This is a genomic window from Peribacillus kribbensis DSM 17871, from assembly GCF_000430765.1.
In the GTDB taxonomy this organism is placed as follows: domain Bacteria; phylum Bacillota; class Bacilli; order Bacillales; family DSM-1321; genus Paraperibacillus; species Paraperibacillus kribbensis.
Genome location: NZ_KE387244.1, coordinates 214,901 through 237,769 on the forward strand (window position 1 = coordinate 214,901; position 22,869 = coordinate 237,769).

The window sequence follows — 22,869 nt, forward strand, 5'->3', positions numbered from 1 at the left end:
AATAAAAAACTAATTTATTTTCTGAGGAGGAAATTTTTCATGACAGGTTCAGCAGGTCTTATAGCAGCTGCAATTGCAGTTGGTCTAGCAGCAGTAGGTGCTGGTATTGGTAATGGTCTTATCGTAGGTCGTACAGTTGAAGGGATCGCTCGTCAGCCAGAAGCTCGTGGATTACTTCAAACTACAATGTTCATCGGTATCGCCCTAGTTGAGGCACTTCCTATCATAGCCGTAGTTATCGCGTTCATGGTTATCGGTAGATAATTTAACTTTAAAAAACGTTCGGGCAGATGGCGAAGATCATTCCTTGAGAACCTTCGCCATTCCTTTATGCCCTAAAAGCGTAAAAAAACAGGCAATTTGTCTGAAAAAGTTCAAATATTGCTGTAAATGATATTAGTGAACGACTCTTGAAGGGAGTGAACCCAGGGTGTTATCAGAAAGCTTAGTACTTGGTGAAGCTATGCACTTTAATGGCGGCGACATTATCTTCCAATTAGTAATGTTTATCATATTGCTGGCATTGATTAAGAAGTTCGCGTTTGGTCCTCTTATGGGAATCATGAAAGAACGTGAATCACATATCGCAAACGAAATCGAAGCTGCTGAAAGAAGCCGTGCGGATGCGCATAAGGCTCTTGAAGAACAGCGTGAACTGCTTAAGCAGTCCCGCAGTGAAGCTTCTGCTTTAATTGAAAACGCCAGAAAACAGGGGGATGCACAGCGTGAAGAAATCATTGCTGCAGCCCGCGCGGAATCTGAGCGTATCAAAGAAGGCGCTAAGATTGAAATCGAACATCAGAAAGAACAGGCGATTGCTGCCTTGCGTGAGCAGGTTGCATCTCTATCTGTAATGATTGCTTCTAAGGTCATTGAAAAAGAATTGACTGAAGCGGATCAGCAGAAACTGATCAATGAATATATTGACGGGGCAGGAGATCAGCTATGAGCAATCCAACCGTAGCAAACCGCTACGCAGTTGCCCTTTTCCAGATCGCTAAGGAAAAGAATCTTTTAGCTCAATTTGAAGAGGAACTGCGTACAGTAAAAGCTGTGTTCTCTCAAAATCATGAACTTACTGGCTTTTTAAGCCATCCAAAGATAAATGGTGTCCAAAAAAAGCAGTTGATCCAGACTGCATTCGGCAGCCTTACAGCAGCCGTCCAAAACACTTTGATGCTTCTTGTGGAGCGCCATCGTGAAGGAATTATTTCTGAAGTGGCAGATCATTTTATCAATCTTGCCAACGAAGAGCGCGGTGAAGCAGAAGCGAAAGTCTACTCCGTTCGTCCGCTTACAGATGACGAACGTGCGGCTATCAATGCATCGTTTGCTAAAAGAGTAGGCAAGAATTCATTAAATATCGAAAATATAATTGACCGCAGTTTACTGGGCGGAGTGAAAATCAGAATCGGAAACCGCATTTTTGACGGAAGCGTTTCTGGAAAGCTCCAGCGCCTGGAACGGAAATTATTAGGATAACATTCACAGTTAGGGGTGAAATTCATGAGCATTAAAGCTGAAGAAATCAGTGCGCTGATCAAACAGCAAATTGAAAACTATCAGTCTGAAATAGAAGTAAACGATGTTGGTACAGTAATCCAGGTTGGTGACGGTATCGCACGTGTTCATGGTCTTGACAATGTAATGTCTGGAGAACTAGTAGAGTTCTCTAACGGTGTTATGGGTTTAGCACAGAACCTTGAGCAAAGCAACGTAGGTATCGTAATCCTTGGTCCTTTCGCTGATATTCGTGAAGGCAGTGAAGTACGCCGTACAGGACGCATCATGGAGGTACCGGTTGGTGAAGAGCTGATCGGACGTGTAGTAAATCCTCTTGGACAGCCTGTTGACGGACTTGGCCCAATCAACGCTACGAAAACTAGACCAATTGAAAGTCCTGCAACAGGTGTTATGGACCGTAAATCTGTTCATGAACCTCTTCAAACAGGAATCAAAGCGATCGATGCCCTTGTTCCAATCGGACGCGGACAGCGTGAGCTTATCATCGGTGACCGCCAGACTGGTAAAACATCTGTAGCGATCGATACCATTCTTAACCAGGGCGACCAGAACATGATCTGTATCTATGTAGCTATCGGCCAGAAGGAATCAACGGTGCGTAACGCAGTTGAAACACTTCGCCGCCATGGTGCGCTTGATTACACAATCGTTGTGACTGCTTCTGCATCCCAGCCGGCTCCTTTGCTGTTCCTGGCTCCTTATGCAGGTGTTACAATGGGTGAGGAATTCATGTTCAACGGCAAGCACGTTCTTATCGTTTATGATGATCTTTCTAAACAAGCGGCTGCTTACCGTGAGCTTTCTCTATTACTACGCCGTCCTCCAGGCCGTGAAGCATTCCCTGGTGACGTATTCTACTTGCACTCACGCCTTCTTGAGCGTGCAGCGAAGCTGAATGATACACTTGGTGCTGGATCTATTACAGCCCTTCCGTTCGTTGAAACACAAGCTGGTGATATTTCGGCTTATATCCCAACAAACGTTATTTCAATCACAGACGGACAAATCTTCCTTCAGTCTGACTTGTTCTTCTCTGGTGTACGCCCAGCGATCAACGCTGGTCTGTCAGTATCCCGTGTTGGGGGATCTGCACAGATTAAAGCCATGAGAAAGGTTGCCGGTACTCTTCGTCTTGACCTTGCGTCATTCCGTGAGCTGGAGGCCTTTGCACAATTCGGTTCTGACCTTGACAAAGCGACACAGGCGAAGCTTGCCCGTGGTGCACGTACTGTTGAAGTATTGAAGCAGGACCTAAACAAGCCGCTTAAAGTTGAAAAGCAGGTTGCCATTCTTTATGCACTTACCCGCGGTCACTTAGATGAAATCCCTGTAGGAGATGTCCGCCGTTTCGAGGGCGAATTCCACAGCTGGCTGGATCAAAACCGCAAGAGCTTATTAGATCAAATTCGTACAACTGGCGAACTGCCTAAGGACGAAGATATGGTTTCTGCAATTAACGAATTCAAAAAGACATTCGTTGTTTCTGAATAATCGGTCTAACAAACTCTTTTTATAGGTGGTGAGAACTAATGGCATCATTACGCGATATAAAGACTCGTATAAACTCAACCAAAAAGACGAGCCAGATTACAAAGGCAATGGAGATGGTATCTGCTGCAAAGTGGAACCGCGCTGTCCAAAATACACATTCGTTTCAGCCGTACATGGATAAAATCCAGGAGGTTGCAGCGAGTGTAGCTGCAGGCAGCAAAGGGGTCAGCCATCCTATGCTGGTTTCCCGTCCTGTTAAAAAGACTGGTTACATCGTGATCACTTCTGACCGCGGTCTGGCAGGTGCATATAACAGCAGCGTGCTGCGCCATGTCCTTCAGACTATTCAGAGCCGCCATAAGTCTCAAGATGAGTACGCCATCATCGCCATCGGCCGTGTCGGCCGCGACTTCTTCGTGAAGCGCGGAGTGAAAGTAGCGCTTGAAATTGTCGGCCTTTCTGATCAGCCATCATTTGCTGAGATTAAAGACATTACAAGCCCTTCTGTAGGCATGTTCTCTGATGGAACCTTTGATGAATTGTATATGTATTACAACCACTATGTCAGTGCCATCCAGCAGGATGTTACAGAGAGAAAGCTTCTTCCGTTAACGGATATTTCTCCTTCAGGCAAAATGGTTTCATATGAATTTGAACCATCAGCTGAAGACATTTTGGAAGTATTGCTGCCTCAATATGCGGAAAGCTTAATATTTGGTGCAATTCTGGACGGAAAAGCAAGTGAACACGCAGCCCGTATGTCTGCAATGAAGAGTGCAACGGATAATGCCAAAGAGCTTATCAATTCACTTTCCCTGCAGTATAACCGTGCTCGTCAAGCAGCCATCACCCAGGAGATCACAGAGATCGTCGGCGGTGTAGCTGCACTGGAATAGAAATTTTTAGGCAAGGGGGCGGGCCTTCCGGCTTCCCCCTGCCATCATATATGTTCGGCTTAAGTTTAGATAGGAGGGAAAACGATGAACAAAGGATACGTTACACAAGTCATGGGTCCGGTTGTTGACGTAAAATTCGAGAGCGGACAGCTTCCCGAACTTTACAACGCACTAAGAATCCAGCAAGCGGCCACTGAAAATGGCGTGGCAATCGATTTAACTCTTGAAGTTGCCCTTCATTTAGGTGATGACACTGTTCGTACCGTAGCAATGGCTTCTACTGACGGTTTAACACGCGGAGTGGAAGCACAAGACACTGGTGCACCGATTTCTGTACCAGTAGGAGACATTACTTTAGGGCGTGTTTTCAACGTACTGGGTGAAAATATCGACCTTGACGCTCCAATCCCTGCAGAAGAGCGCAGAGACCCAATTCACAGACAAGCTCCTTCTTTCGAGCAGCTTTCTACATCTGTTGAAATCCTTGAAACTGGAATTAAGGTAGTAGACCTTCTTGCTCCATATATCAAAGGTGGAAAGATCGGTCTATTCGGTGGTGCCGGTGTTGGTAAAACCGTATTAATCCAGGAGCTTATCAACAACATCGCACAAGAACACGGCGGTATCTCCGTATTCGCAGGTGTTGGTGAGCGTACTCGTGAAGGAAATGACTTATACCACGAAATGAGCGATTCCGGAGTTATCAGCAAAACGGCAATGGTATTCGGACAGATGAACGAGCCTCCAGGTGCGCGTATGCGTGTTGCCCTGACTGGTTTGACAATGGCGGAATACTTCCGTGATGAGCAAGGACAGGACGTTCTATTCTTCATCGATAACATTTTCCGATTCACTCAGGCAGGTTCTGAGGTATCAGCGCTTCTTGGCCGTATGCCATCTGCGGTTGGTTACCAGCCGACACTTGCTACAGAGATGGGTCAGCTTCAAGAGCGTATCACATCTACAAATGTTGGTTCTGTAACATCCATCCAGGCGATCTATGTACCTGCGGATGACTATACAGATCCGGCTCCAGCTACAACGTTTGCCCACTTGGATGCGACAACAAACCTTGAGCGTAAGCTTACAGAAATGGGTATTTACCCAGCGGTAGACCCTTTGGCTTCAACTTCACGCGCTTTGACTCCTGAAGTTGTCGGCGAAGAGCACTACACGATTGCGCGCCAGGTACAGCAGACACTACAGCGTTATAAAGAACTTCAGGATATCATCGCCATCCTTGGTATGGACGAGTTATCTGATGAGGATAAATTGATTGTACACCGTGCACGCCGTATTCAATTCTTCCTATCTCAAAACTTCCACGTTGCTGAACAGTTCACAGGTCAAAAAGGTTCTTATGTACCTGTTAAAGAAACAGTTCAAGGCTTCAAGGATCTTCTTGCCGGCAAGTATGACGACCTGCCAGAGGATGCATTCCGTCTTGTAGGAAGAATGGAAGAAGTAATTGAAAAAGCAAAACAAATGGCGTAATTAAGGGACCTAGGAGGGTATGAAATGAAGACGTTACAAGTCAGTGTTGTTACTCCCGATGGCCCAGTGTTTGATGCAGACGCAGAAATGGTAAGCACTAAAGCAAAGAGCGGCGACTTAGGAGTCCTTCCAGGACATATTCCTATGGTTGCTCCTCTTGAAATCGGTTCTGTCCGCTTGAAAAAAGATGGAAAGACTGAATTTATCGCTGTCAGCGGCGGACTCTTGGAAGTCCGTCCTGACAAGGTAACCATCCTGGCTCAATCTGCAGAAAGAGCTGAAGATATCGACCTTGCTCGCGCAAAGGCAGCAGCTGCCCGCGCCGAGAAACGCCTGCAGGATAGTGCCGACCACGTAGACGCAAGACGTGCGGAATTATCCTTAAGACGTGCCATCAACCGCATTTCACTTGCGGAACGAAAATAATCGTTTCACCACCCTTCCGATCAATCGGAAGGGTGGTTTTTTTGTTGTGGCGGTCTTGAGGCAGGTTCACAAGAAGGCTCTTTTCTAAAGGATTGTTGTTTTTACAATTATGAGACACGATTCCGTTATCACCTGCCTTGTTTCAAAGCAACAAAGTTTACAAAACAGCCTTTAAGAAAGATCCGAAAGTTCTATTGAAAAATAGTGCTTTTTTTCTTATCCGTTAAATAAACTATAGAGCATGGACATTAGGGGTTTTAAAACAGTCCTAAACAGTTCTGAAGGCGTGTCGACACCCTTAAAGAACAATGGTATAATGAATACGCTTACATTTAATGGTTTGATTATTCAAAAATAATTTTATAACAAGGGGGTCAGACATGGATCTAGTAAACAGCTATCAGAATAATTATTTGATAGTTTTTGTGTTTTTATGTCTCGGTATCCTGCTGCCTGTCATAGCTCTGTTCCTCGGCAGACTGCTGAGGCCGTATAAACCTGAAGAAGCAAAGTATACCACCTACGAAAGCGGTGTAGAGCCCTTTCACGATTCTAGGATCCAGTTTAATGTGCGGTATTATATTTTCGCGCTTCTCTTTGTCATTTTTGATGTGGAAACGGTATTTCTATATCCATGGGCAGTTGCCTATGATAAACTCGGCATCTTTGCTTTAATCGAAATGCTCATCTTTGTACTCCTGCTTGTCATTGGTCTCATATATGCATGGAAAAAGAAGGTGTTAAAGTGGACTTAACGTTAGAGGGTATAACTCCTGAAGAAATGGCAGAGCTCAGAAGAAATGTCTTCCTGTCTACTCTGGAACAGCTCAAAGCCTGGGCACGGAGCAATTCGCTCTGGCCGATGACATTCGGTCTTGCCTGCTGTGCAATTGAAATGATGGGGGTAGGCTCCTCTCATTATGATCTGGACCGTTTTGGATCTTTTTTCAGAACCTCGCCGAGGCAGTCAGATGTCATGATTGTTTCCGGTACTGTCACAAAGAAGATGGCGCCGATCCTAAGAAGGCTTTATGATCAAATGCCTGAGCCGAAGTGGGTGATTGCTATGGGTTCCTGCGCTACTGCGGGAGGACCTTATGTGAAATCCTATTCGGTCGTAAAGGGAGTGGATCAAATCGTGCCTGTCGATGTGTATATTCCCGGATGTCCACCGAATCCAGCGGCCCTCATATATGGCATTAATAAGCTGAAGGAAAAGATCCGCTTTGAGGCTAAAACCGGGAAGAGGGTGATTTAACGGTGAGCGGAGAAAAAGATTTAGAACTGGCAAAGAAAAAGGCGGCAGCAGCCGCAAAGGCAAAAGCGGCGGCCCTCGCTAAAATGAAAGCCGGAAAGAAGGATTCACAGCCTCCTTCAGAACGCAGTACGGACCCCATTGAAATAGAAGTGGAACTCGCCCAGCAAAAAGCCGAGGCTCTTGCCGAAGCGAAGAATGCCCCGCAGGGTTTCGAGCCGGAGGCAGGAAAAGAAGAAACAGGAAATGATCTGCCCCTTCCGAACCCAGCTCATCTGGAGCTGGAGCTTGCGAAGCAGAAAGCTGCAGCTGCGGCGAGAGCCAAAGCAGAACCCCTTGCAGATAACCAAGGTGGCAGGACTGCTTCCGAGCCGCTATTAGAAATAGAACGATTTAATGAATTCTCAAAACCCCTTCCTAATCAGTCCTTTGCGGATATGGAGCTGGCAAAGCAAAAAGCATCCGCCGCAGCCAGGGCAAAGGCTGCCGCCATGGCCCAAGAAATGGCTGCAGCCCAAACCGTCAGCCTCAGCCGAGAATCTCAGCAGGACACCAACAAGAATCCAGCCTCATTACCTACAACATCAGCCCATACAGAATTTGACCTAGAAGCAAGAAAAGCCATAAAAGCTAAAGCCGCCGAACTGGCCGCGAAGAGCTCCACTTTTTATTTAGAGGATGATAATACGAAGGCATTGGCCACAGAAAAGGAAACAGCATCTGCTGAATTAAAGTCCAAAAGGGCCGCAATGGCCAGCAGTGCAGCTGAGCATCCCGAGCAAAAAAGCGAGCCGATTATGTCTAAGAAGGCAGCTGAAGAATTTTCACAGCTTTCCGAAGAAGATGAAAAGGCAAAGGCGGCCGCCCTGGCAAAGCAGGGTGGAGAAGCTCCAGAGGGAGATGAAAAGGCAAAAGCAATTGCAGTTGCCAAGGCAAAAGCAGCGGCAGCAGCCAAGGCAAAAGCGGCCGCCCTGGCAAAGCAGGGTGGAGAAGCACCAGAAGGAGACGAAAAAGCCAAAGCCATCGCAGCCGCCAAAGCAAAAGCGGCGGCAGCAGCCAAGGCAAAAGCGGCCGCCCTGGCAAAGCAGGGTGGAGAAGCACCAGAAGGAGACGAAAAAGCCAAAGCCATCGCAGCCGCCAAAGCAAAAGCGGCGGCAGCAGCCAAGGCAAAAGCGGCCGCCCTGGCAAAGCAGGGTGGAGAAGCACCAGAAGGAGATGAAAAGGCCAAAGCCATCGCAGCCGCCAAAGCAAAAGCAGCGGCGGCAGCAAAGGCAAAAGCAGCCGCCCTGGTAAAGCAGGATGGAGAAGCTCCAGAAGGAGATGAAAAAGCCAAAGCTATTGCGGCAGCCAAAGCGAAGGCAGCTGCAGCAGCGAAGGCCAAGGCGGCTGGAGCAGGAAAAGCCCGTCCGGCTGTAGAGCCTCCGGCTGACAGCAAGCCTTCGCCGAATCAGAAATTCCTGGATAAGTACATAAAGGTCATTGAAGAGAATCTGGGAACGGATATTTTGGCAGCCGCCTATATTAATCCTCTTTCAAAGGATGTTCCTACCCTGGAAGTGAAGGTGTCAGCTTATTACCGGACTGCTGAGTTTTTGAAATATAACGAGCAGCTGGCCTTTGATTATCTGTCAGAGCTGCACGGAACGGATTTCGGGTCACATTTTGAGGTGTATGTACATCTATATTCCTATCGAAATTCACAGTCCGCTGCGGTAAAAGTGAGAGTGGACCGTGAGAATCCGGTCCTTCCATCCCTTGTGCCTTTATGGCAAGGAGCCAATTGGCCGGAAAGCGAGGCGTATGATCTCCTGGGAATCCAATTCTCCAATCACCCTGATTTAAAACGGATCATGCTGGGAGAGGGATGGATCGGCCATCCGCTTCGCAAAGATTATGAGCCTTACGATGTGGAGGTTTAAGGATGATTCGAACGGAAGAGATGCTTTTAAATGTCGGGCCCCAGCATCCGAGCACACACGGAGTCTTCCGGCTGGTCGTGAAAATTGATGGAGAAATCATTAAAGAGGCGACGCCGGTAATTGGCTATCTTCATCGAGGGACGGAAAAGCTGGCGGAAGATCTGCAATATACCCAGATTATCCCTTATACCGACAGAATGGATTATTTATCAGCCATGACCAACAACTATGTGATCTGCCATGCAGTTGAAACGATGATGGGACTGGAGATCCCTGAGCGGGCGGAATATCTCAGAGTGCTTGCGATGGAGCTCGGCAGGGTTGCCAGCCACCTTGTTTGGTGGGGGACGTACCTCTTGGATATCGGGGCAGTCAGCCCTTTTCTATATGCCTTCCGCGAGCGGGAGATGATTATCAATCTATTGAATGAACTATCGGGTGCCCGGCTGACCTTCAATTATATGAGAGTCGGGGGAGTCAAATGGGATGCCCCGGAAGGCTGGATTGATAAAGTCCGGGAATTCGTCCCGTATATGAGACAACAGCTGGAGGGCTATCATAGGCTTGTCACCGGAAATGAAATATTCATGAAGCGGGTGAAGGGAATCGGGACTTATACGAAGGAGGAAGCGATCAATTATTCCCTGAGCGGTGCGAATCTCCGCTGCACAGGAGTGAACTGGGATCTGCGGAAGGATGAGCCATACTCCATTTATGACCGCTTCAGCTTTGATACAGTGGTACGCACCGGCGGCGATGCATGGGCGCGGTATGAATGCCGGATGCAGGAAATAGTTGAGTCCCTGAAAATCATTGAGCAGGCAGCAGCGCAGTTTCCGGCCGAAGGAAGCATTATGGCCAAGGTGCCAAAGATCATTAAGGCGCCTAAGGGGGAGGCTTACGTGCGAATTGAATCGCCGCGGGGCGAAATAGGCTGCTATATTGCCAGTGAAGGAAAAAAGGAGCCTTACCGGTTAAAATTCCGCAGGCCGTCCTTTTATAATCTGCAAATTCTTCCTAAACTCCTGAAGGGTGAAAACATGGCTAATCTGATTACCATCTTGGGAGCTATTGATATTGTACTGGGGGAGGTGGATGGATAATGGTCCAGGAACTGCTAGCTTCACCGCCGGGACTGATGAATTTTGCGATATTCTTTTTGCTTGCGGCCATCCTGCTGATGGTGATTCTTGGATTCGTGACCTATGCCATCCTGGCTGAACGGAAAGTGATGGGCTTTATGCAGCTCCGCCATGGACCGAATCAGGTAGGAGGCAGATGGGGCCTGCTTCAGACAGTCGCCGATGTATTGAAGCTTTTGATCAAGGAGGATACCATTCCGAAGCTTGCTGATAGGCCCTTGTTCATCCTGGCGCCTGTCATTGCGTTTGCGCCGGCATTTTTGGTCCTTGCCGTGATCCCTTTTACAGATAAGCTTCAATTTGCGGATATCGGAGTAGGTCTGCTTTATTATATCGCCATTTCAGGGATTTCCACTGTAGGGGTTGTAACGGGGGGATGGGCCTCCAATAATAAATATGCCCTCCTTGGGGGGATGCGTGCTGCGGCACAGATGATCTCCTATGAAATCCCGCTTGTCATGTCCCTCCTTGGGGTCATCCTGCTGTCAGGAAGCCTGAATTTGAATGACATTGTGTCAGCCCAGAGTCACGGCTGGTTTATCATCAAGCAGCCGATCGCTTTTATCATCTTTATCATCGCCTCCATTGCAGAGCTTAACCGGACCCCATTCGATCTGCCGGAAGCGGAATCAGAACTCGTTGCCGGTTTTCATGTGGAATACTCAGGATTCCGCTGGGCTTTCTTTATGCTTTCGGAATATGTGTATCTGTTTGCCATGGCGGCCTTGACTACTGTCCTATTCCTTGGAGGGTGGGGGGCACTGCCTTTTTTAGGATTCATTCCTGGCGCAGTCTGGTTCAGCCTTAAGTTCAGCTTGATCGTCTTTATTTTGATCTGGGTGCGTGTGACTCTTCCAAGGCTCCGTGCCGACCAGCTCATGGAATTCGGCTGGAAGGTGCTCCTGCCGGCAGCATTGGCCAATATTTTTTTGACAGCGATCTTAAAGGAGCTTTTCTGAATCTGGACGGCACATCCATTCGTTTAAACTTCTTCTAAGCTATAACTCTCAAAAAAGCTGCCCTCAGCCATCAGTTCCTGCCGGGGCATACTTGCAAAATATTCTGGCTGGCCGCCTGCCGGCAAAAGAAGGGGTGACAGAGATGATAGGGTTGGCAAAAGGCTTTTCGTATACCCTGAAAAATTTAACGCGGAAGAAAGTAACCTATGATTACCCCAATGAGCCTCTTCCGCTTCCAGACCGTTTCCGCGGCATTCAAAAATTTTATCCGGAAAAATGCATTGTCTGCAACCAATGCTCGAATATCTGCCCGACGGATTGCATTCAGCTGACAGGGAAGAAGCATCCTGATCCCAGTAAAAAAGGGAAAATTATCGATACCTATGACATCAATTTTGAAATTTGTATTCTATGCGATTTGTGCACAGAAGTATGCCCGACAGAGGCGATTATCATGACCAATAATTTTGAGCTGGCTGAATACAGCCGGGATCAGCTGTTTAAGGATCTCGTGTGGCTGGATGAGAATGATGAACATATACGGAGGGTGAATAAACCATGACCCTCTCAGGAGAAATGCTGGCATTTACCTTATTATCACTGGCGGCCATTATGGGAGGGATTCTGCTGATCACCCTGGATAGGGTCGTGCATATGGTCATTGCCCTTGTCTTCACCTTTATCAGCATTGCCGGAATCTATGTGATGCTGTCCGCCGAGTTCGTAGCCGCAGTCCAGGTGCTGATCTACTCGGGAGCAATCACCATTATTATGCTTTTTGGGATCATGCTGACAAGGCATAATGATACGAATCAGCAGACAGCGGGAATCTTCCGCAAGCTGCTGCTTCTTTTAGGGATTGCAGGATTTGGGATTGCGGTATATGCGGGGATTTATCAGCTGGATATACCACCAGAGGAAACGAGCCTTCATATTGACAATACCAGAAAAATAGGGACTGCTCTGTACTCCAGGCATATTATACCGTTTGAATTAACCTCGGTCCTGCTGCTCGCTGCTCTGGTCGGCGCCATTATCCTTGCCAAAAAAGACAGTGAAAAAGGGGAGGAGGAGGAAGGATGACTTCCATACCGCTTTCGGCCTATCTCGTACTGGCTTTGGTGCTGTTCTGCATCGGCCTGTATGGGGCCCTGACCAAAAAAAATACCGTCATCGTCCTGATTTCCATTGAATTAATGCTTAATGCTGTGAATATAAATCTAGTGGCCTTCAGCAGGCTTGGACCTTCGCCGTCCATTACCGGCCAGATCTTTTCTCTGTTCACGATTGCGGTGGCTGCGGCAGAGGCTGCTGTCGGGCTGGCTGTCCTAATGAGTCTCTACAACCGTAAAAAGACCGTGAATATTGATGAGATGAATTCTTTAAAGCATTGATCAAGATAAGCCGGGAAGATTGAAACAGGAAAGCAGGAGACTGCTTTAATTGCTTGATAAAGGGGACGAAGATGCCATGATGGAGATTGCATGGATAATACCGCTTTTTCCGCTCCTGTCCTTTTTACTGCTGCTTGCGGCAGGGAGAGTACTGAAGGAAAAGAGTGCGTACATAGGAATCCTCCTCACATTATGTTCTTTTCTGTTTTCGGTGCTGGTGCTGTGGGGCCGGATACGCGGAGACACTTATAAAGCCGAAGCAGACTGGCTGAATATTGGGGAGGCACACATAAAAGCGGGCTTTGAAGTGAATCAATTGAACGCCCTGATGCTCGTAATTGTGTCATTGGTAAGTTTTCTTGTCCATTTATATTCAAAAGGATACATGCAGCGCGAGGATCGATTGCCTGTCTTTTATGCATATCTAGGGTTATTTACCTTTGCCATGCTGGGGCTTGTGATATCCCCCAATCTCCTTCAGCTGTATATATTCTGGGAGCTGGTGGGGCTTGGATCCTTCCTTTTAATCGGTTTTTATTTCTACAAGGAAGAGGCAAAAGCAGCGGCAAAAAAGGCCTTTATTATGACCCGGATTGGGGATGTGGGACTTTTTATCGGAATGATCCTCTTATTTTGGAAAACTGGAAGCTTTGATTTCCAGGTTATATTCCAGGAAGTGGAGGGAGGGGGAATCACCCAGAGCATGATCACCCTGACTGCGATTTTAATTTTTATCGGGGCGATGGGAAAATCAGGCCAATTCCCGCTGCATACCTGGCTTCCGGATGCAATGGAAGGCCCGACCCCTGTATCCGCGCTCATTCATGCGGCTACAATGGTTGCTGCCGGTGTATACCTGGTTGCTGCGATGTATCCCTTATTTCTGGCCAGTACATCGGCAATGCTCATTGTGGCGTCTATCGGAGGCCTTACCGCCATATTTGCAGCAAGCATCGGACTGGTGCAAAGGGACATCAAGCGGATTCTCGCCTACTCCACCGTCAGCCAGCTCGGATATATGATGCTGGCCCTTGGAACCGGAGGCTATACAGCAGGAGTATTCCATCTTATGACTCACGCCTTCTTTAAGGCTCTGTTATTTTTAGCGGCAGGAAGCGTGATTCATGCGGTCCACACACAGGATGTCGAAGAAATGGGCGGCTTGTGGAAGAAGCTGAGGATAACCGGACCGGTTTTCTTGATTGGAACACTGGCTATCTCGGGAGTTCCATTATTTTCTGGATTTTTCAGCAAGGATGAGATTCTTTCCTCAGCCTGGGAAAACGGAAATTATGTTTTATTCGGCCTTGCGGTCATCGCAGCATTCTTTACAGCATTCTATATGTTCCGGCTCTTCTTCCTGGTCTTCTCGGGCAGGCTGAAAAAACAGGGAGTCCTTGTACATGAATCGCCACGGTCTATGACCTTCCCTATGATCATTCTTGCGGTTCTCGCGGTCATCAGCGGATACATAAACACCCCCTGGTTCGGAACCTTCCTCGGCAGCTGGCTGACCGAGGGAAATCCGTACTTAGAACCGGAGCACCGAAGCGGCCCTGTTTGGATCATGGGAGCTGCGACTCTTGTATCGCTTGCGGGCATTGCCCTGGCCTATCTGATCTACAGAAGGAATTCCATATCCAGGGAATGGCTGGGAGGCGAGGGGAGCTTCCTCCATACCGTTTTATACAACAAGTATTATGTAGATGAATTTTACCAGGGTACCATCGTCTGGCTTACAGGATTTGTCAGCATCTTTTTGAGCTATATTGACCGATTTATTGTCGAAGGTCTTGTAAATGGAATCGCTGCTTCCATTCATAAGCTTGGCAGGCTGCTTTCCCGTTTTCAGACAGGACAGACCCAGCATTATGGGGCCATTGCCTTCCTGGGGCTTGCTGTACTAGTGATCATTTTTGCCTTAACAGGGGGGATGTTCGGATGAAAGAAGTACTGCTGACAATCTTGGTCTTTTCCCCTCTCCTTGGCATGGCGGCGCTGCTTCTGGTTCATGGGACACAAGAAAGAAGGATAAAGTGGGTGGGAATTCTGGGAACTCTTCCGGCCCTTTCCATTTCGCTTTACCTGTACGGCCATTACCTGGCCGGCCACAGCCTGAATGTGTTTTCTGAAAAGGCAGGCTGGATCCGATTCGGTGATTTTCAACAGATTGATCCTAAACTCTTTACGGTGGATTATGAGCTGTCAGTGGATGGATTTTCCCTGCTGATGGTCCTTTTGACTACTGTTCTTTCCACACTGGCTGCCGTGGCTTCTATTCATATCAAGAAGGAATGGAAAGGCTATTATCTCCTATTTTTGCTGCTGGAAATTGGCATGCTCGGAGTGTTTCTTGCCCAGAACCTGGTGCTGTTCTTCATCTTTTTTGAAATCACCCTTATACCGGCCTTTTTCTTAATTGGAAAATGGGGATATGCCCAAAAGGAGAGGGCGGCGTTCAGCTTCCTTATTTATAACGGTTTTGGCTCGGCGGTGCTTCTGCTGGTTATCATCACTCTTCTTGCCCGGGCCGGAACGACCAATATTGAGGCCTTGAAATACCTGATCAATACAGAAGGAGTTCCCCTGGTCTCTCCGATTCCGTCATCCATGAAATATGGAATGCTGATCGCCCTTCTGATTGCCTTTGGCGTCAAGCTGCCCATATTCCCGCTGCATACCTGGATGCTGAGAGTCCATGTGCAGGCGCCGCCCTCAATTGTTATGCTCCACGCTGGGGTGCTGCTTAAGATTGGGGCTTTTGGCATCATCCGGTTTGGACTGGGAATATTCCCGGATCAGTTTAAGGATCTATCTGTCCTGATCATAGTCTTGGGAGTCATAAACCTGCTGTACGGTGCCTTCCTTGCGTTTATACAGCAGGATTTTAAAATGGTGCTCGCCTATTCCTCCATTTCGCATATGGGAATTGTTTTAATGGGGCTGGGATCGCTGAATGAAGCCGGCCTGCAGGGAGCCATTTTCCAGGTTGTGTCCCACGGCCTGATTGCTGCCCTGTTGTTCTGTCTCGTGGGGATCTTCTATGAACGGGTAAAAACCACCTCGATCAAGGATCTGGGGGGACTATCCAGTGTTATGCCGATTACGGCGGGTTTTCTTCTTGCAAGCGCCATGGCATCCCTTGGACTTCCAGGCATGTCTGGATTTATCAGTGAATTCATGGCCTTCCTCGGTCTATTCAAAGCGGATCCTATACTTGCGGCTATCGGCACTCTGGGTATTATCCTGACAGCGGTTTATCTCCTGAGGGCCGCGATGGGAATGATCTTTGGAAAACCAAAGCTGCAGGTGAATTCAGAAGCAGTCCGGGATATGGAAACAGCGGAAATGGTCCCGGTTTTCATTTTGCTGGCGTTCATTATATTGATTGGGGTTTATCCGGCGGTTTTAAGTAATCCTTTAGCAGATACCATTCAAAATATACTGTCAGGGTCAGGGGGGTAAGAGGCATGGATCTGGATACACTTCTATCATACAAGTGGGGAGCGATGGCACCGGAATTTATCATTTTAGGAGCTTCTGTGCTTCTTTCCCTGCTCGACTTATTTCTGCCGAAGACGTATAAAAGAAACTCGCTTGCATGGTTTGCCCTTGCAGGTGTCATACTCGCCCTCATTTCTCTGGGCACCCTCATCTCGGGCGGAACGGTAAGTATATTGAACAATACCTTCCGGCTTGATTCATTCAGCATCGCCTTTAAGTTTATTTTACTGCTAGGCTCTGCCCTGGTGATCCTGATTGCTCACAGCTATCAGCCAAAAGAAGGATTCAGGGCATTCAGAGGGGAATTTTACTATCTGTTCTTAACCGGGCTTCTGGGGGCCATGTTCATGGCGTCAAGCGGTGATCTAATCACTTTGTTTGTCGGACTAGAGCTTTTGTCCGTTTCCTCTTATATACTGGCGGGAATGAGAAAGACCTCCCAGGAATCGAATGAAGCTGCGATGAAATATGTAATCAATGGAGGAATCGCTACAGCTATAACCCTTTTCGGGATGAGTTATTTATACGGCCTGTCCGGCACAACCAATATCAGCGAGATGGCTAAAATCATGAGCGGCCAGGCTGCTGAGCATCAGTATCTATACTTATATGGACTCGCATTTTTTATGGTGCTGATTGGACTTTCATTTAAAATTGCTGCTGCCCCGTTCCATATGTGGGCGCCCGACGTGTATCAGGGATCGCCCACGCCGGTTGCATCCTATCTGAGCGTTATCTCCAAGACAGCTGGTTTCATCCTCCTGCTGCGCTTGATTTTAACCTTATTTTTGACTATCCCGGGGGATAAAGCAGATCTGTCCTTCCTGGAACAGAACAGCACCTATATTGGCTGCCTTGCGGGCATCACGATCATCGCCGGAAATGTGGCAGCCCTGAGACAGAGGAATATTAAAAGGATGTTCGCTTACTCAAGTATTGCTCAAGCGGGATATATCCTGGCGGGCATTACGGCGCTTGGCTACTTTACCTTCGATGCGGTCTGGTTTTATCTTTTGGCCTATGTATTCATGAATCTCGGAGCCTTTGCTGTCATTCAGCTGATGACCGATCAATCCAATTCAGGGGATATTTCTGAATTTGCCGGCCTTTACCGGAGATCTCCTGTGGCAGCCCTGAGCTTTTCCATCTTCCTCCTCTCGCTTGCGGGAATTCCTGGCACTGCAGGGTTTATAGGGAAATTGACCATTTTTATGAATACCCTGATGACGGAGCCCGGGCATTTCCTGCTCGCCTCCCTGATGATCGCCGGGACAGTGATCTCCTATTTTTATTATTTTGGCATCATGGTTCAGATGTTCTTCAGGCCGCAGGCGGCAGAGGGCAGGGTCGTCCTGCCGGCGGGGATCGGTGCTGTAGTTATGATCGCTCTTGCCGGAACACTGATTTTGGGGCTTGCGCCTAATTCAGCCTTCACCTTCCTTCATCATAATTTTGGAAGCTTTAATGATTTTTTGAAATAACAACCACCCAAAAAGAAGCTGATTCAAATCAGAAAGAAGCTGGTCCAATGGAAGTCCTGTTACGAATCAGGATTTTTATGGCCGGCTTTTTAATTGTGTCTAATATTTAACATTTTATGGAACTTTCTAAAAATAGTATTATCTTCATGAAGAACTTCTCAGCAGTCTATGTTAGAATGTAAAAATGGCAATACCACTAGATAGAAAGGAGTATGGGATATGATTACAAATATAGGCCAGCAGGCACTATTGGGAATCGTCATTCATTTGATATGCTTTGCCTTAACATGGTGGGCGCTGCAATCCTTGAATTTCGATAAGATGCTGAGAGCCGGCAGAGTCATGCAGGCAAGGGTCCTATACATACTCTTAACGATTGCCATTGGTTCAGCAGTTGCAGGATTCCTGCTCAACTATTTATTCTGGTCCAATCAGCTTCCGTATCTATAGGCTATATAAAGTTTTGAAACATGTGAATATCCTCACAGAGTAACACATCCTGCAGCCCTGTCATAAATTGGCGATAAACGCCTGGTATGACAATCTCCTATAAGGCAAGAATGGTAGTAATAGGAGGGGGCATAACGGTGACTAAAAAATATATTCATATTTTCATATATACTTTGTTAATTGGTTTTATATCCTTGATGATTGGGAAAACAACGATTATAGCAAAAAACGACAGCGACTTGGCCCGGATGGTAGAAGTGTTGAAGCATGAGAAGGAAATGAAGATTAAAGAATGGTCCGTTTTTGCACGCGAGTCAGACCTTTCCATAGACAGCAAGAGTAAGTTTTATAAAAAAACTGCAGAACTCAAAGCAAAGTACCCTGATTTCAGCTGGTCATTTGATCCGGAAGAACGTGCCCTCACTGCTGCGGGAGTGAAAAACAACAGAGAATCGGGCCTTAAAGAGACAATAAAAGTCATGATGCCTCTTTCTAAAAAAGACCCGGTGTCGTACATGCTGTATGAAGTTAAAGGAGAAAAATGGAGCGGTCAGTATTCTGGATATTTGAGTAAAGACTTTCAGCTTAGAATTAATGACATTTTTCGCGGAAATCCATCAATTTTCACTTGTATTAAAGGGGAAATCAATGGTAATATTGATGAGGTTTTATCTTTTTATGTAAAGAAGATGATAACAGCTTTTAATGCGGATGAAATAGAGAGCATCAAAGAGAAAGATTTCCTATCGATTTCAGCGCACACAAAATTATTCAGTCAAACTTTACCGAATGAAGACATGAATTTGCAACTTGCCACGAGAAGAGAAGGATTGGGCGGAAAGACTACCTTTGTAGTTGGCACACCCATAATCACGTTTGAATATTAATATAGAGAAATTGGACGCGGAGGGGAAGACTTTTGGAAAAAATCATCGTCCGCGGCGGGAAAAGGCTTAGCGGAACTGTAAAAGTTGAAGGAGCAAAAAATTCCGTTTTACCTGTAATCGCTGCAACATTATTAGCAAGTGATGGAAAAAGTATTTTAAAAGATGTACCTACTCTCTCCGATGTATACACCATCAATGAAGTATTAAGAAAATTGAACGCGGATGTCGCGTTTGACAATAATACCGTTACTGTAGATGCATCAAGAGAGTTATTTGAAGAAGCACCGTTCGAATATGTACGCAAAATGCGTGCGTCTGTTTTAGTCATGGGATCACTTCTTGCAAGAAACAGCCGTGCCCGTGTCGCGCTTCCTGGAGGCTGCGCAATCGGTTCCCGTCCGATCGACCAGCATTTAAAAGGCTTTGAAGCAATGGGAGCCAAGGTCAAGGTCGGAAATGGATTCATCGATGCCGAAGTCAATGGTAAATTAAAAGGGGCAAAAATCTATCTCGATTTCCCTAGTGTAGGTGCGACAGAGAACATTATGATGGCGGCAGCTTTGGCTGAAGGTACAACCATCCTTGAAAACGCAGCAAAAGAACCTGAAATAGTTGACCTTGCCAACTTTATCAACAAAATGGGCGGTAAAGTAAAAGGTGCTGGAACAGCAACTATTAAAATTGAGGGCGTAGAAAAGCTGTATGGAACAGAGCACACGATTATTCCTGACCGTATTGAAGCAGGAACATTCATGGCCGCTGCAGCGATTACAGGTGGAAATGTTCTAGTAAAGGGCGCAGTACCTGAACACTTATCTTCCCTGATTGCCAAGATGGAAGAAATGGGAGTTAAAATCATGGAAGAAGAGGATGGCTTGCGTGTCATTGGTCCTGACCAGCTTAAAGCGGTCGATATTAAAACAATGCCGCACCCTGGCTTCCCTACAGATATGCAGTCCCAAATGATGGCATTGCTTCTGCGTTCAACTGGAACAGGAATGATTACAGAAACCGTATTTGAAAACCGCTTTATGCATGTGGAAGAATTCCGCCGCATGAATGCGGATATCAAAATTGATGGTCGTTCTGTCATCACCAATGGTCCATCTGATCTGCAGGGTGCTGAAGTCATGGCAACAGACCTGCGTGCTGCTGCTTCATTAATCCTGACAGGACTAGTTGCAGATGGTGTTACAAGAGTAACGGAGCTGAAGCATTTGGATCGCGGATATGTGAACTTCCATGGCAAGCTTTCTGCACTGGGAGCTGACATTGAGCGTGTGAATGAAGAAGAAGTGCTTGAGAATGAAACAATGAAAGCAGAAAATGCTTAAATAATAAAGCCGGACTTTTAAGGACGGTTCCTTTCGGATAAGGACCTGGTCCGTTTTCTCACATTGCTGTGTCAGCATGGTAATAGGAGAAACGGAAATCAGGTCCTTATTTTTTCTAGCAAATGATTCTAGCATTTGAGGCAAGTAAATGTCATATAAGCTAGCTTTTGCCCATACCATTTAGTAAGCAGCATGTAACGATGCCTGCGCACATAATTGTATAGGGGGCGCAAACCTTGAACGCAGTAAAGCCTATGATGATCATCATCCTTGCCACCGCACTCATCATACTTATGATCCCAGCCATCCTGGTGCTTCCATTCTCCAAAGAAACCGAAAACCGGCAGCTCGCAGAGAACCTGGAGCCTGCAAAAAAACCGCCGGCAGCCGTAAAAACGAACGTTCCCACCCTGGACGTTGCCGTCTACAGGCATGCTGAGCAGCAGATTGAGGATGTGCCAATTGAAGACTATGTCAGAGGAGTGGTGTCAGCTGAAATGCCAGCTGACTTTGAGCCGGAAGCTTTAAAGGCACAGGCTCTGACAGCCAGGACCTATATCGTGAAACAGCTTCTCGGCAAAAATGCAAAGGCGGCCCCTGCTGGAGCCAATGTGACAGATACCGAGTCCCACCAGGTGTATAAGAATGATAAGGAGTTAAAGAAACTCTGGGGATCGGACTACAGCTGGAAGATCAAAAGAATTGAAACGGCGGTGGAGGCAACCAAAGGGCAGATTCTTATCTATAACTCAGAACCAATTGAGGCAACGTTCTTTTCAACCAGCAATGGCTACACGGAAAACTCAGAGGATTATTGGCCAAACAAAATTCCTTATTTAAAAAGCGTATCAAGTCCCTGGGATAAGCAGTCACCGAAATACTACAGCCAGAAAATCATGTCATTGACGGACTTTCAAAATAAACTGGGAGTCCGCTTAAGCTCCAAAGCAGCCATTGGAACCATTACGGCCAAAACGGCCGGCCAAAGGGTGGCCAAGGTCCAAATCGGCGGTAAGGAGCTCACTGGCAAGCAGATCCGGGAAAAGCTCGGGCTGCGGTCCTCTGATTTCTCCTGGATACGAAAAGGAGACCAAATTGTCATCTATACAAAGGGCTTTGGCCACGGAGTCGGAATGAGCCAGTATGGGGCAAATGGCATGGCCCGTGAAGGGAAAAACTATAAAGATATCGTGACCCATTATTATAAAGGAGTCCAGATAGCCGCAGACGACAGCTATCTCTCCAAAATCACCGTGAAAAAATAAGGATAAGCCCGGCTGACTTTTGCGAAAGCCGGGCTTTTTGTGATCGTTAATAAATCCTTTTATAGAGAAACTCTCCCCGCGGAAAGCGGGCATCCCTGCGTTCCCATCAACCCTCAGATCCCATTCAGGGAAGGCCTTGAAAAAAACCTGCATAATCCTGTTTTCTTTAGCAAACACTAAACCAAAAAAAATTTTTGGGCAAAGTGTATATATTTTCTGATTTCTGTTCACAATGGCTGATGAGGTGATAAACATGAGAGAGGAAGAAAAGAAACGGACTTCTCAAAATTCAAAAATCCAGCGTATTATAAAGAAGCGCTGGGCACTTCCAGCAATCTACATCATTTGTGCAGCAGTTATTTTAACAGGTGCTTTATGGTATCAAAACGCAGCAAAGAATTCAGCCAGCCCGGAAAATAAACAATCTGTAGAGCTTGGCAAGAATCAAAAGCAGCCAGCAGTCGAAGCCAACCGAAGCATTGAAAATTTCTCAATGCCGGTTAAAGATCCAGATCAGGTAGTCGTTAAAAAAGACTTCTATGATCCGAAGGCTTCTAAAGAAGAGCAGGAATCATCGCTTGTAGTCTACAACAACACGTACGAACAAAATAAAGGTATGGACTTCGCCAAAAAGGATGGCAAAGGCTTCAATGTCCTGGCTTCCCTGGATGGTAAAGTAACTAAGGTTGAGGAAGATTCCACACTTGGAAATCTTGTTGAAATCGAACACTCTAAAGGCATTGTGACACGCTATACATCTCTTCAGGACATCAAGGTTGAAGTTGGAGATAAAGTTACAAAAGGACAAGCTATTGCCAAAGCGGGCCAAAGCCTATTGAATGAAAAAGCGGGCACACACGTCCACTTCGAAATCCGCAAAGATGACGTAGCTGTAAACCCTAAATCCTACTTCGGCAAAACCCTTGCGGACCTTCAGGATGCCAAGGTAACACCGGAAAAGTCAACCGAGGAAAAAGTTACAACAACTGAAGATGACAAGATGGTTCCTGAAAGCACACCAGAGAAAAGCCAGATGAAAGAAAAAGCCAAAACCGATGACAGCTCTTCCGCAGATACCGAAGAGCCAGCTAAAGACAATACCGATACAACAAACGAAAACAACTAAAAACGTCAAACTTCCCGTTTGAACTAAACAACTGAACTGAGAACCCGCCATCTGGCGGGTTTTTTGTGTGGGCTGCCGGGGACGTACTTGGTTAAGTTTGTTTTGGGGGAATGGTCGGCTTCAGGGACAAAGGGAGGCTAGGTAGTTGGAGACTTGTCTACTAGAAGGTTTCTTAAGATGCTTGGCGTCTGGAAATTTGTCCCTTATAAAGATTCCCAAGGACAAGGTGAAACCTGTTGTCTGGAGAAGTGTCCATTAGAGGAGTTCTCAAGGACAAACTAATGCCTGTTGTCTGGAGAAGTGTCCATTAGAAGGGCTCTCA

General features: G+C 46.7%; 23 protein-coding genes. All 23 read left to right on the top strand.

What is annotated here, in order from left to right:
- The first annotated feature begins 39 nt into the window (after window positions 1-39).
- The 23 genes from atpE (at window position 40) to spoIIQ (ending at window position 22,547) form a co-directional block, all read left to right on the top strand.
- Complete coding sequence (gene atpE / locus H539_RS0126250) at window positions 40-264, top strand: F0F1 ATP synthase subunit C (RefSeq protein ID WP_026695998.1); 225 nt, start codon at window positions 40-42, stop codon at window positions 262-264.
- Window positions 265-430: 166 nt separating this feature from the next.
- On the top strand, window positions 431-949 hold the full coding sequence (gene atpF, locus H539_RS0126255) for a F0F1 ATP synthase subunit B (RefSeq protein WP_026695999.1): 519 nt from the start codon (window positions 431-433) through the stop codon (window positions 947-949).
- Window positions 946-1,482 (top strand): F0F1 ATP synthase subunit delta, encoded by a 537-nt coding sequence (locus H539_RS0126260; RefSeq protein ID WP_026696000.1) that lies wholly within the window; start codon window positions 946-948, stop codon window positions 1,480-1,482. Before atpF ends, H539_RS0126260 begins: the two co-directional genes overlap by 4 nt.
- A 24-nt stretch (window positions 1,483-1,506) precedes the next feature.
- Complete coding sequence (gene atpA / locus H539_RS0126265; RefSeq protein WP_026696001.1) at window positions 1,507-3,015, top strand: F0F1 ATP synthase subunit alpha; 1,509 nt, start codon at window positions 1,507-1,509, stop codon at window positions 3,013-3,015.
- Between the two features lie 38 nt (window positions 3,016-3,053).
- On the top strand, window positions 3,054-3,911 hold the full coding sequence (locus tag H539_RS0126270) for a F0F1 ATP synthase subunit gamma (protein WP_026696002.1): 858 nt from the start codon (window positions 3,054-3,056) through the stop codon (window positions 3,909-3,911).
- An 84-nt stretch (window positions 3,912-3,995) separates the two neighbouring features.
- Entirely contained in the window at window positions 3,996-5,405 is a 1,410-nt protein-coding gene (gene atpD / locus H539_RS0126275; RefSeq protein ID WP_026696003.1) for a F0F1 ATP synthase subunit beta, read from the top strand.
- 24 nt (window positions 5,406-5,429) lie between these two features.
- Entirely contained in the window at window positions 5,430-5,831 is a 402-nt protein-coding gene (locus tag H539_RS0126280; RefSeq protein ID WP_026696004.1) for a F0F1 ATP synthase subunit epsilon, read from the top strand.
- A gap of 380 nt (window positions 5,832-6,211) precedes the next feature.
- Window positions 6,212-6,586: an NADH-quinone oxidoreductase subunit A gene (locus tag H539_RS0126285; RefSeq protein ID WP_026696005.1), complete on the top strand. Its 375-nt coding sequence runs from the start codon at window positions 6,212-6,214 to the stop codon at window positions 6,584-6,586.
- Window positions 6,556-7,089 carry a NuoB/complex I 20 kDa subunit family protein gene (locus tag H539_RS0126290; protein WP_180321073.1) on the top strand — a complete coding sequence of 178 codons (534 nt, stop codon included), beginning with the start codon at window positions 6,556-6,558 and terminating at the stop codon, window positions 7,087-7,089. The genes H539_RS0126285 and H539_RS0126290 overlap by 31 nt, the downstream gene beginning before the upstream one ends.
- 488 nt (window positions 7,090-7,577) lie before the next feature.
- Window positions 7,578-9,005, top strand: coding sequence for an NADH-quinone oxidoreductase subunit C (locus H539_RS33000; RefSeq protein WP_425414772.1), 1,428 nt, complete (start codon window positions 7,578-7,580; stop codon window positions 9,003-9,005).
- A gap of 2 nt (window positions 9,006-9,007) precedes the next feature.
- On the top strand, window positions 9,008-10,108 hold the full coding sequence (locus H539_RS0126300; RefSeq protein ID WP_026696008.1) for an NADH-quinone oxidoreductase subunit D: 1,101 nt from the start codon (window positions 9,008-9,010) through the stop codon (window positions 10,106-10,108).
- Complete coding sequence (gene nuoH / locus H539_RS0126305; protein WP_026696009.1) at window positions 10,108-11,106, top strand: NADH-quinone oxidoreductase subunit NuoH; 999 nt, start codon at window positions 10,108-10,110, stop codon at window positions 11,104-11,106. Before H539_RS0126300 ends, nuoH begins: the two co-directional genes overlap by 1 nt.
- Window positions 11,107-11,248: 142 nt before the next feature.
- Complete coding sequence (gene nuoI / locus H539_RS0126310; RefSeq protein ID WP_026696010.1) at window positions 11,249-11,668, top strand: NADH-quinone oxidoreductase subunit NuoI; 420 nt, start codon at window positions 11,249-11,251, stop codon at window positions 11,666-11,668.
- On the top strand, window positions 11,665-12,189 hold the full coding sequence (locus H539_RS0126315) for an NADH-quinone oxidoreductase subunit J (RefSeq protein WP_026696011.1): 525 nt from the start codon (window positions 11,665-11,667) through the stop codon (window positions 12,187-12,189). Before nuoI ends, H539_RS0126315 begins: the two co-directional genes overlap by 4 nt.
- Window positions 12,186-12,500 (top strand): NADH-quinone oxidoreductase subunit NuoK, encoded by a 315-nt coding sequence (gene nuoK, locus H539_RS0126320; RefSeq protein ID WP_026696012.1) that lies wholly within the window; start codon window positions 12,186-12,188, stop codon window positions 12,498-12,500. Before H539_RS0126315 ends, nuoK begins: the two co-directional genes overlap by 4 nt.
- Before the next feature lie 76 nt (window positions 12,501-12,576).
- Window positions 12,577-14,445 (top strand): NADH-quinone oxidoreductase subunit L, encoded by a 1,869-nt coding sequence (gene nuoL / locus H539_RS0126325; protein ID WP_026696013.1) that lies wholly within the window; start codon window positions 12,577-12,579, stop codon window positions 14,443-14,445.
- Window positions 14,442-15,965: an NADH-quinone oxidoreductase subunit M gene (locus H539_RS0126330; RefSeq protein ID WP_026696014.1), complete on the top strand. Its 1,524-nt coding sequence runs from the start codon at window positions 14,442-14,444 to the stop codon at window positions 15,963-15,965. The genes nuoL and H539_RS0126330 overlap by 4 nt, the downstream gene beginning before the upstream one ends.
- A 5-nt stretch (window positions 15,966-15,970) precedes the next feature.
- Entirely contained in the window at window positions 15,971-17,485 is a 1,515-nt protein-coding gene (nuoN, locus tag H539_RS0126335; RefSeq protein ID WP_026696015.1) for an NADH-quinone oxidoreductase subunit NuoN, read from the top strand.
- Between the two features lie 219 nt (window positions 17,486-17,704).
- Entirely contained in the window at window positions 17,705-17,935 is a 231-nt protein-coding gene (locus tag H539_RS0126340) for a DUF1146 family protein (RefSeq protein ID WP_026696016.1), read from the top strand.
- 137 nt (window positions 17,936-18,072) lie between these two features.
- Window positions 18,073-18,822, top strand: a complete 750-nt coding sequence (locus tag H539_RS0126345) for a YwmB family TATA-box binding protein (RefSeq protein ID WP_051348818.1) — start codon at window positions 18,073-18,075, stop codon at window positions 18,820-18,822.
- A 32-nt stretch (window positions 18,823-18,854) separates the two neighbouring features.
- Complete coding sequence (murA, locus tag H539_RS0126350) at window positions 18,855-20,156, top strand: UDP-N-acetylglucosamine 1-carboxyvinyltransferase (protein ID WP_026696018.1); 1,302 nt, start codon at window positions 18,855-18,857, stop codon at window positions 20,154-20,156.
- A 236-nt stretch (window positions 20,157-20,392) separates the two neighbouring features.
- Entirely contained in the window at window positions 20,393-21,421 is a 1,029-nt protein-coding gene (gene spoIID / locus H539_RS0126355) for a stage II sporulation protein D (protein ID WP_245602268.1), read from the top strand.
- Between the two features lie 253 nt (window positions 21,422-21,674).
- Window positions 21,675-22,547: a stage II sporulation protein SpoIIQ gene (spoIIQ, locus tag H539_RS29825; RefSeq protein WP_035324266.1), complete on the top strand. Its 873-nt coding sequence runs from the start codon at window positions 21,675-21,677 to the stop codon at window positions 22,545-22,547.
- Window positions 22,548-22,869: the final 322 nt, after the last annotated feature.

Bases quoted from the DNA above. Each gene is read 5' to 3' on its own strand.
- H539_RS0126270 (WP_026696002.1), top strand. From the start codon at position 3,054: ATGGCATCATTACGCGATATAAAGACTCGTATAAACTCAACCAAAAAG.
- spoIIQ (WP_035324266.1), top strand. From the start codon at position 21,675: ATGAGAGAGGAAGAAAAGAAACGGACTTCTCAAAATTCAAAAATCCAG.
- H539_RS0126280 (WP_026696004.1), top strand. From the start codon at position 5,430: ATGAAGACGTTACAAGTCAGTGTTGTTACTCCCGATGGCCCAGTGTTT.
- atpA (WP_026696001.1), top strand. From the start codon at position 1,507: ATGAGCATTAAAGCTGAAGAAATCAGTGCGCTGATCAAACAGCAAATT.
- nuoK (WP_026696012.1), top strand. From the start codon at position 12,186: ATGACTTCCATACCGCTTTCGGCCTATCTCGTACTGGCTTTGGTGCTG.
- H539_RS0126330 (WP_026696014.1), top strand. From the start codon at position 14,442: ATGAAAGAAGTACTGCTGACAATCTTGGTCTTTTCCCCTCTCCTTGGC.
- nuoH (WP_026696009.1), top strand. From the start codon at position 10,108: ATGGTCCAGGAACTGCTAGCTTCACCGCCGGGACTGATGAATTTTGCG.
- nuoN (WP_026696015.1), top strand. From the start codon at position 15,971: ATGGATCTGGATACACTTCTATCATACAAGTGGGGAGCGATGGCACCG.
- H539_RS33000 (WP_425414772.1), top strand. From the start codon at position 7,578: ATGGCCCAAGAAATGGCTGCAGCCCAAACCGTCAGCCTCAGCCGAGAA.
- H539_RS0126290 (WP_180321073.1), top strand. From the start codon at position 6,556: ATGGAAAAAGAAGGTGTTAAAGTGGACTTAACGTTAGAGGGTATAACT.
- H539_RS0126285 (WP_026696005.1), top strand. From the start codon at position 6,212: ATGGATCTAGTAAACAGCTATCAGAATAATTATTTGATAGTTTTTGTG.
- H539_RS0126315 (WP_026696011.1), top strand. From the start codon at position 11,665: ATGACCCTCTCAGGAGAAATGCTGGCATTTACCTTATTATCACTGGCG.
- atpE (WP_026695998.1), top strand. From the start codon at position 40: ATGACAGGTTCAGCAGGTCTTATAGCAGCTGCAATTGCAGTTGGTCTA.
- H539_RS0126340 (WP_026696016.1), top strand. From the start codon at position 17,705: ATGATTACAAATATAGGCCAGCAGGCACTATTGGGAATCGTCATTCAT.
- nuoI (WP_026696010.1), top strand. From the start codon at position 11,249: ATGATAGGGTTGGCAAAAGGCTTTTCGTATACCCTGAAAAATTTAACG.
- H539_RS0126260 (WP_026696000.1), top strand. From the start codon at position 946: ATGAGCAATCCAACCGTAGCAAACCGCTACGCAGTTGCCCTTTTCCAG.
- nuoL (WP_026696013.1), top strand. From the start codon at position 12,577: ATGATGGAGATTGCATGGATAATACCGCTTTTTCCGCTCCTGTCCTTT.
- atpD (WP_026696003.1), top strand. From the start codon at position 3,996: ATGAACAAAGGATACGTTACACAAGTCATGGGTCCGGTTGTTGACGTA.
- H539_RS0126300 (WP_026696008.1), top strand. From the start codon at position 9,008: ATGATTCGAACGGAAGAGATGCTTTTAAATGTCGGGCCCCAGCATCCG.